The organism is Stieleria sp. (genome assembly GCF_041595215.1).
GTDB lineage: Bacteria > Planctomycetota > Planctomycetia > Pirellulales > Pirellulaceae > Stieleria > Stieleria magnilauensis.
In genome coordinates this window covers 1-8,955 of the sequence record NZ_JBFHKV010000254.1, presented here as the reverse complement: position 1 = coordinate 8,955, position 8,955 = coordinate 1, and the positions used below count along the sequence as shown (strand labels likewise).

7 protein-coding genes and 1 pseudogene are annotated in these 8,955 nt (G+C 60.1%); 5 read left to right on the top strand and 3 right to left on the bottom strand.

All coding sequences use genetic code 11. The features are described from left to right. Nucleotides 1-352 (top strand): annotated as a pseudogene (locus ABX749_RS11990) (hypothetical protein); the annotation flags it as partial. Between the two features lie 126 nt (nucleotides 353-478). Further along, entirely contained in the window at nucleotides 479-1,393 is a 915-nt protein-coding gene (locus ABX749_RS11985; RefSeq protein WP_372896189.1) for a PQQ-binding-like beta-propeller repeat protein, read from the top strand. A gap of 280 nt (nucleotides 1,394-1,673) precedes the next feature. Here ABX749_RS11985 and ABX749_RS11980 read toward each other — a convergent pair whose 3' ends face one another. Then, complete coding sequence (locus ABX749_RS11980) at nucleotides 1,674-2,579, bottom strand: RNA polymerase sigma factor RpoD/SigA (RefSeq protein ID WP_372896188.1); 906 nt, start codon at nucleotides 2,577-2,579, stop codon at nucleotides 1,674-1,676. Between the two features lie 346 nt (nucleotides 2,580-2,925). Here ABX749_RS11980 and ABX749_RS11975 point away from each other — a divergent pair, with 346 nt between their 5' ends. Together ABX749_RS11975 and ABX749_RS11970 are read left to right on the top strand one after the other, a co-directional pair. Then, nucleotides 2,926-3,759, top strand: coding sequence for an amidohydrolase (locus tag ABX749_RS11975; protein ID WP_372896187.1), 834 nt, complete (start codon nucleotides 2,926-2,928; stop codon nucleotides 3,757-3,759). 9 nt (nucleotides 3,760-3,768) lie between these two features. After that, on the top strand, nucleotides 3,769-4,797 hold the full coding sequence (locus ABX749_RS11970; RefSeq protein WP_145217096.1) for a zinc-binding alcohol dehydrogenase family protein: 1,029 nt from the start codon (nucleotides 3,769-3,771) through the stop codon (nucleotides 4,795-4,797). On the opposite strand, the gene ABX749_RS11965 is transcribed toward ABX749_RS11970, so the two are convergent. Both ABX749_RS11965 and ABX749_RS11960 read right to left on the bottom strand, forming a co-directional pair. Continuing rightward, nucleotides 4,798-6,639: an Hsp70 family protein gene (locus ABX749_RS11965; RefSeq protein ID WP_372896186.1), complete on the bottom strand. Its 1,842-nt coding sequence runs from the start codon at nucleotides 6,637-6,639 to the stop codon at nucleotides 4,798-4,800. A 12-nt stretch (nucleotides 6,640-6,651) separates the two neighbouring features. Further along, nucleotides 6,652-7,539 carry a serine/threonine-protein kinase gene (locus ABX749_RS11960; protein ID WP_372896185.1) on the bottom strand — a complete coding sequence of 296 codons (888 nt, stop codon included), beginning with the start codon at nucleotides 7,537-7,539 and terminating at the stop codon, nucleotides 6,652-6,654. Between the two features lie 201 nt (nucleotides 7,540-7,740). Between ABX749_RS11960 and hemC the strand changes: the two genes are divergently transcribed. Continuing rightward, nucleotides 7,741-8,766 carry a hydroxymethylbilane synthase gene (gene hemC, locus ABX749_RS11955; protein WP_372896184.1) on the top strand — a complete coding sequence of 342 codons (1,026 nt, stop codon included), beginning with the start codon at nucleotides 7,741-7,743 and terminating at the stop codon, nucleotides 8,764-8,766. Nucleotides 8,767-8,955: the final 189 nt, after the last annotated feature.

Genomic DNA, 8,955 nt, shown 5'->3' with positions numbered 1-8,955 from the left:
GATGGCAAAGCTGGTGACCGTGGTGACGGTGCTGGTCTGCCTGCCCTTCGTGATCTTTGCCTTGATCTCAGGCAATTGGAAAGCGGGAGGCATCACGATCGGCGTGATCGTGGCATTGGTGGTGATCACGTTCAAACTGATCGAGCGAAAATGGCGACGTGGTTTTGCCGCCACACTATCCGAAGTCCAGGCCGACCCGGCGATGCCTGACGAGAACGAACCAGCCACCGCCGGGCCGCTGGATCCCCGTCAACGGCGCCAACAACTCGATCAGCTGCTCTCACGAGCCGGTCTGCCCAGCCTGGCGGAGATCGAGCCCCATTTCGACAGCGATGTTCCGATGGCGGTGTAGCTCGCGTGTCTCCCTTGGACCGCGTCCGGGACAGATGCGTTACAATCCATCGCAACATCGAGACGATCGATGCAGTCGCCCCTCAGTCAGACATTCCCCTCACTTTTGCTCCCCCGATTCCCATCCATGCGATCGATCCTTTGCCTGTCCTTGGCGTTCCTATTTGCCGCCCCGCTTGCCGCCGGTTATCCGCTGGTGGCCAATGAACGCAACCTGCTGTTCTGGTTTGATGCCGATGGGAAGGTGACGGCAAAGGTGGAGCTGAAGGGGGCGCCCCATGACATTCATGTGCTCGAAAACGGCAACGTGCTGACACACCAGGGAACCGAGATCGTCGAATTGGACGCGCAGTCACGCGAAATCGTCTGGAGATTCGACGCGAGTTCATTGGCGACGGCCGAGAAGGTCGAATTGCACTCGATCGCGCTTTTGCCCGACGGTCATGTGATGGTGGCACTCAGCGGCGAAGGAAAGATCTACGAGATCGACCGCGATGGAAAGGTTCACAAACAGTTCGATCTCAAACGCGACCGCCCCCATCCCCACCGTGACACGCGTCTGGTCCGCCCGGTCATCGACGGCGACCAGTGGACGTATCTGGTCGCTCAAGAAGGCGACGGATATGTCCGCGAGTACAACCGCGACGGAAAGATCGTCTGGGAGTACGACGTGCCGCTGTTCGGCAAGCAGCCCAAAGGCGGCCACGGCCCGGAGGCGTTTGGCGATTCCGTCTTCAGTGCCCTGCGTCTGCCCAATGGAAACACCTTGATCGCGACCGGAAACGGACACAGCATCTTGGAGGTGACCCCGGAAAAACAGATCGTCTGGCAGGTCGACCAGCATGATTTAGACGACATCACGCTGGCCTGGGTGACGACGTTGCAGGTGCTCGACAACGGCAACATCATCGTGGGCAACTGTCACGCCGGTGAAGGCCAGCCGCAAATCATCGAAATCGATCGAAAGAAGAACGTCGTTTGGTCATTCACCGATTTTGAACACCTGGGCAACTCGGTGTCCAACTCCGTAGTGCTCCGCTAGCGGAGGGGCGGTCGGACACACGCCGCTCGCTAACGCTTCCCGCTGGGTATCCCAGCACGTGGCGTGAGCCAGTGTCGGGCGTTGATCGCGGGGCAAACACGCGCCGCTCGCTAACGCTTCCCGCTGGGGTGTAACCACGCGCCGCTCGCTGACGCTTCCCGCTGGCGCGCATGCCAGCACGTGGCGTGAGCCAGTGTCGGGCGTTGATCGCGGTGCAACCACGCGCCGCTCGCTGACGCTTCCCGCTGGGAGACTCTGCCGTTTGGTCTGGCGGTGTGGTTTAGATACCGAACCGTTCGCGGGGATCGGTCAGTCCGTCGGCGAGCCGACGCAGGGCTTCGGTTTCGATCTGACGGACGCGTTCGCGGGTCAGGCCGAGTTCGGCGCCGATTTCTTTGAGTGTTTTCGGTTCGGTTCCGTCGAGTCCGAAACGGAGTTTCAAGACCATCGCTTCGCGTTCTTCCAGATCGCCGAGCAGTTCCATGGCGTGACGCAGGATGTCGTGATCGAGCATCATCTCGTCGGGAGCTTTCAGACGCTCGTCCATGACCATCTCGCCGAGTGACCACCCCGATTCGCTCTGGTCGCTTTGCGGCGTGCTGTTGCTGATGCGGATCGCTTTGCGGATGATCGGCAGCTTCTTCTTGGGCAGTCCCAACACCCGAGCGACTTCTTCGTTGGTCGGGGTGCGGCCGAGTTCTTCGCTCAACCGGGCGGTCGCACGACGCCACTTGCTGAGCAATTCGACCATGTAGGCCGGAATCCGAATCGTCTTGGCGCTGTTGATCAAGGCCCGTTTGATCGATTGTTTGATCCAGTAACTGGCGTAGGTGCTGAAGCGGGTTCCGACGGTGGGATCAAACCCCTCAACGGCTCGCAACAGTCCCAGGTTTCCTTCTTCGATCAGGTCCTGCAGGCTGAGGCCTTTGCCGGTGTAGCCGCGGGAAATGTTGACGACCAAACGCAAGTTCGCACGGACCATTCGATCGCGTGCTTCGACATCGCCCTGTTCGATCAGGGCGGCCAGTTCCAGCTCTTCTTTGGCCGTCAGCAACGCCGTCTCGTTGATCTCACGCAGATAGGTCTCCAGCGGTGACTGCGCCGCATCGGTCCTCCGACTCGGTTTGCGAGTTTTCTTGACGTCAGCGAGATCCGGATCAACTGATGGGGCGACGAATTCAGACATGAGAATTTTGGGTAGGTTGAATCGGTGCGATTTCGCCACCGCGGACGAGCGCCGGTGGTCGCCGCGGGTGGGCGATCGCCGGAGAGAGGAACGTGAGCAGCTGGCAGTCGACATTCGCGGATGCCGTACGGACTGCATCGGATCCCAGGCAGACGAAACTGCAATTCCAGTGAATCGGGCACGGGTTTGCCAGCGTTGGCGATTGTTCCGGTCCTTCCGATTGTTCACAAAACGCGGCTGGGAACACCGAGCGGCGCGAAGGTGGCTTGTCGTCGGTCAACCAATGCCGTTTACTTTGTCGGTCCCTGGAACCGAAACAGACTACCCGCACGGTTGTTGTCCCGACATGTTGATCGACTCCCACCATCACCTTTGGAAATACTCCGCTGAGCAGTATCCGTGGATCAGTGACAGGATGTCGGTGCTGCGGAAGGATTTTTGGTCCGACGACTTGAACAGCCTGTCCGGCGAACACGGCGTCGATGGCTTCGTCACCGTTCAGGCCAGACAGTCGTTGGAAGAAACCGAGACGCTGCTCACGCTTGCCCAGTCACAGCCGCTGATCAAAGGCGTGGTCGGCTGGGTCGATTTTGCGTCCGATGAAATCACCGAGCAACTCGACCGCTTCGCCGGCAGCGACAACTTGAAAGGCTTGCGTCACGTCGTTCAAGATGAACCCGACGATCGATTCATCCTGGGCGCGGCATTCAATTCCGGCATCCGCCAACTGGCCGGCCGAGACCTGGTCTACGACGTCTTGATTTTCGCACGGCAATTGGAAAGTTCCATCGAGTTCGTCCGGTCGCACGCCGACATCCCGATGGTGCTCGATCACATCGCCAAACCGACGATCAAGGACGGCGAACTCGATGCCCAGTGGGGGTCACAAATCCGCGAGATCGCTGCTTTGCCGAATCTGTCGTGCAAGTTTTCCGGCGTGGTCACGGAAGTCCGGGACACCTGCTGGGACATTGAAACCATTCGGCCGTATTGGGAGACCGTGCTCGAGGCGTTTGGCCCCGATCGATTGATGTTCGGAAGCGATTGGCCCGTCTGCCTGTTGAAATCGACCTATGAACGATGGCTGGAGGCGGTCCGGTCGTTGGCCGGCGAATTGTCCAGCGACGAACAAGAACAGTTTTTTGGCGGCACCGCCAAACGCATTTATCACTTGGAGTAACTTTGGAACATGCGCGCGATACAGATCAGTGAAGTCAAAACGTTAAAGCCCATCGAGATCGATCCGCCGGGGGCGCCCGGCCCCGGACAAGCGCTGGTGCGAACGCATCGGATGGGCGTCTGTGGAACCGACATCAGTTGTTATCTGGGGAAGTTTCCGTTTTTCGATTTTCCCCGCATCCCCGGTCACGAGCTGGGCGTGGAAGTCGTTTCGGTCGGTGACGGCGTGACGAACGTTGCCGCCGGCGACCGTTGCAGTGTGGAACCCTACATGAACTGTGGGACGTGCTATCCCTGTCGTCGCGGTGCAACCAACTGTTGCCAAAACCTGAAAGTCATCGGCGTGATGATGGACGGCGGGCTGTGCGAGTCCTTTTTGGTTCGCGCCGACAAGTTGCATCCGTCCAAGAAACTCTCCTTCGACCAACTCGCGCTCGTGGAAACATTGGCGATCGGTTGTCACGCCAATGACCGCGCCAATCCACAACCGGCCGATCATGCGATGATCATCGGGATGGGGCCGATCGGGTTGGCGACGCTGGAGTTTGCGAAATTCACCGGCGCAAAAATCAGCGTGATGGACATGAACCCCGATCGCTTGGAGTTCGTCCGAAGCAATTACGGGATCGAGAACACCATCCAGTTCAAAGGCGATGGCAGTGAATTGGAGCGGATGCGTGAGCTGACCGGCGGCGATCTGTATCAATCGATCGTCGACGCGACGGGGAACCGTCACTCGATGAGCGGCGCGCTGAACTATCTGGCCAGCACCGGATCGTTGGTTTACGTCGGCATCACGACCGACGAAGTCACCTTCCGGCACCCGACGATGCACAAGCCCGAAGCGTCGATCCTGGCGTCACGCAACGCGTTGCCCGGCGATTTCACCCGGATCATTCAATTGATCGAAATGGGGATGATCAACACCGATGCTTGGATCACGCATCGAACCGACATGGATCGAGTCTTGTCGGATTTCGAATCCTACACCAAACCGGAAACCGGGGTCATCAAGGCGGTGATTTCCGTCAGCGGTTGATCACAGATCCAAACCGGCCACCCAGCGGGCCCAGTCGGGTTCGTCCTTGGGGTCCAACAGCGGTTCGGGAATGACGGCCAGACGCTTGCTTTCAGGCGTCCCCGGCGTTTGGGCTCGAACGGTCAACAATCCATCGACGTTCAATTCGAAACCGATGGAGCGTGTTCGTTTGAGTTGATTGTTGGAATCCTTGTCGACCTGGAATTCGTAGCGTCCCAGCGAGTGCCATTTGTCGCCGTTCACGCCGGAGGATTCGACGACCGACAGGGTCATGGAGAATCGATTTTTGGCGATCGTCAATTTTCGGTTGGTGCGTGCCGGCAGTTTTTCACCGCGGGGGATGATCGGCAAAATCCGCCGCCGCCCGCGACTGTCTTCGATCACGATTCCGATCGTCTGGCTGGAAACGCATCGCGGCGGCAACAGCATGTCACTCCGCTGGGGCAATTCGGCGGCCAGGCAGGCGGCCGCGCCACGCGCGATGTCACTGTGATCGACGACACGGACATCCAAGTCGGGCGATAGTTTTTTGAACAATCGGGTCTGCAGGGCATCGATCCGCAACAGCGGCCCGTGGATCACGGCCGAACCAATTTTCTTGGGATGCACGCCCGCCTGCTGACAGACCGCATGCATGTCGCGACGGATTCCGTGAATCAGATCGGCACATCGTTCCAGCCACGTGTTTCGCGACACGGTGATCGAATAGGGGCGATCGTCTTTTTCAATGCTGATCGTCACCTCCGACAGCATCAGCAACGAATTCATCGCATGTTCGCACGCCATCTGCAACCGCGACGCTTGGATCGTTTGCTCGGTCGGATCGAAACCATGGCGTTGCCGAAACCCGTCGGCGGCCAGCGTGACCAAGCGGTGTTGCCAGCTCAACATGCTGGTATGCCAATGGCCTGCGGTGGCCAGTTGTTTCAGCTGCATGCCGTCGCGTTGCACCAACGCGACCTCGGTGGCTTGTCCCGACAAACCGATGAACAGCATCGTTTCGGCCGAATTGATGTCGATCGGTTTGTTCTCGCCGGACACCACGCCATCGATGTCCAACAGCAGTGACTGGATCGCTGCGACGTTTCTGTCGACCAGACGAACGGATTCGAGCCCCGCGATGCGACAGGCTTGCTTGATGCTGCGTCGATGAAATTGGTCGTAACACGCCGGCACCACCATCGACGTCAACTTGGGCATGGCGCGCCCCGGCCAGGCGTTGGAGACGATTCGTCGGATCGCCAGCGCCAGCAGAACTTCCGGCGGGCAATGGCTTCCGGCAATCTCGCGGCGGACCACGTCTTTGCCGATGTACATCGGCAGGCAGTGCACAACATGCTTCGGCGCGACCCGACGCATCTGGTTGGCGTCCATGTCAAACAACAGTCGTCCGTGGTCGTTGGCAATCACCATCCGGAACAACGGCTGGTCATCGGCGCCGGCGACTAAGTTGTGGATGCCGACCCCTTGTACCAATTCCGCCGCCGCGGCGTAGGACATCCCCATGTCGATGCCGAACACGGGTTGATTGGCGATCGCGGTGGACCCGCCGGACATCGTGGAATCATTGACGCTGGATTGTCGATTGACGAACTCCGCCAACCAGGCAGGACTGTGCGACTCCTCGGCATAAGCGCCCAGATCTTCCACGACCTCGTCCAAGGACGCGTAGCGTTCGCTGAGCCGTTTGGCCATCATCCGACGCAGCAGATTGGACAGTCCCAGGTCGACGTCACTGCGCAGTTGCATCAGATCGGGGATCTCGCCGTGACGATGGCCATAGACCTGGTCCAGGTATTCCCCCTGGAACGGCGGCCTGGCGGTCAGCAGAAAGAACAGCACCGCTCCGAGGGACTAGATGTCGCTTCTGGGATCCGCTTCGTCGGGGGATTCGAGCTGTTCGGGGAACATGTAGGCCAACGTCCCGATCAGGCGTCCTTTGCGTGAGTGATGTGAATCGGGGTCTTGCACGCGGCCCAATTCGCGACCGTCTTCGGACCACAGGACGTTGCTGATTTGGGCCAGCCCCAGATCCAACACCTTGATCGTCCCGTCGACGGCGCGGATCAGGTTGCCGGGTTTGACATCGCGATGCACGATGCCGGCGCGATGAGCGTGCAACAATCCCAAGGCGGCTTGGCGCACGATCGCGGCGGCCATTCCCGGTGACAGCGGACCGTTTTTGGAAACCAGTTTCGTCAACGTCAATCCGTCGACGTACTCCATCACCAAGTAATGGATCCCGCCAAATTCGCCGGCGTCAAAGGCGGTGACAATATTCGGGTGCATGACGCGCGAGGCGGCGCGGACTTCGTCATAAAACCGCTCCACCGACGCTTCGTCAGAGATTCGATCGCTCCGCAACACTTTCAACGCGACCTTGCGTTGCATCCGCACGTGTTCGGCGGAAAACACCTGACCCATGCCGCCCGAACCGATCAGGCCCGTGATGCGATATTCGCCGATCTGCTTGGGCACCTTGCCTTCGGAGTCCGCCGAGCGTTTTCCCGGGATGCTGACGGCGGTCGCTTTAGCCGCTTCAATCGCCTGATCGGAGGCCACGCTGAGTTCGATTTCCGGTTCGGAAAGATCGCCGATCTCGCAGGTCGCGGGATCGGCGCCGACCGCTTCGCTATACGTCGGCACACTTCCAAGCTCCGCTGAATCAACGACGCGACCTTCGAACTCGCTGGAGAGCGAATCGGGCGTCAAATCATCGCTATCGGAGAGGGATCGGGACAAGGTGATGGACGTCGCGGTGGGGAAGGGGCGAGGTGAAGGTCGAGTGAGATCCGTCCACCCGATCGCCCCATCCAATATATCGCAATACCGGTGGAGTTGTCGGACTCGGATCTGGCACGTTACTCTAAGACCCGGAAAACGAAGTCGGCAGGTTGTCGCCCGACTCGTCCGTTAGCCTTCACACGAACTCGGCCCATTATCTTGCCAGCACCGGATCAATCGTCAATATCCGACCGCCAGCCCTCTGATCAGCCGGCGGGTGAGTCGGATCCCCGCGTCCTTCGGATTGCGACCCGAGAAAGCCCCCTGGCCCTTTGGCAGGCACAGCACGTCGCCCAACTGCTGGCCAAGCACACCGTTGCGCCGCGGATTGTGCCGATGGTCAGCAGCGGCGATGTGGACATGCGGCCGATCGACGGCAAACGCTCCGTCGGCGTGTTCACCAAACGAATCCAGCAGGCCCTGTTGGACGACGAGGGGGACGTGGCGGTGCATTCGATGAAGGATTTGCCGACCGAAGCCCACCCGCGTCTTCGTATGGTGGCCTCGCCGGCGCGAGAAACGGTGGCCGATTGCCTGGTCTCGCCGAGGGGGTTGGAACTGGACGCGTTGCCCAACGCCGCCCGAATCGGTACCGGCAGCCGTCGCCGCGCGGCTCAGTTGCTGAAGCTCCGCCCCGATCTGGACGTCCAACCCATTCGCGGTAACGTCCAGACACGACTACAAAAGATGCGGGACGGTGAATACGACGCCATCGTGCTCGCTGCGGCGGGAATCGAGCGGTTGGAAATGCATGATCTGCCCCGCGTCGAGCTGCCGCTGGAATGCATGCTGCCCGCTCCCGGACAAGGCGCCTTGGCGATCGAAGTACGCGGCGATGATGCCGATGCCGTCGCAGTGGTCTCACAAATCAATGTTCCCCGTTCGACTGCCTGCACGCTGGCCGAACGGACGTTGTTATCGCAACTGCACGGCGGCTGTTTAGCGCCGATCGCCGCCTTGGGAACGGTCTCCGATGTGTCGGCCGGCGAGGAACCTCACTCGGTCCTGCACTTGGTCGCCCGCGTGTTGTCGCTCGATGGCAAAGTCTGCTTGGAATCCGAAGCCGACACGACGCTGGACGTGGCATCCGACGCCTGGCAAACCACGGCGATCGCGTTGGGACGCCAAGTTGCCGAGATGCTGATCGACCAGGGAGCCAAACCGCTGATCGAAGCCGGGCGGTAAGTCGCTTCTTGATTGAGCGGTACTGGACGTGAGCCCTGCCGCTAACAAGCATCACTCCGTTAGGTGTCAAAGGAGAGCGGCAGCGAACCGAGGATCCCGGAGGGATGCCAGCGAGTAGCCGGAGGTCAGCGCAGCGCCACCTCCGGGAAGCACGTCCCACAATCCCCTCGACCCCGGACGGGGTCGCAG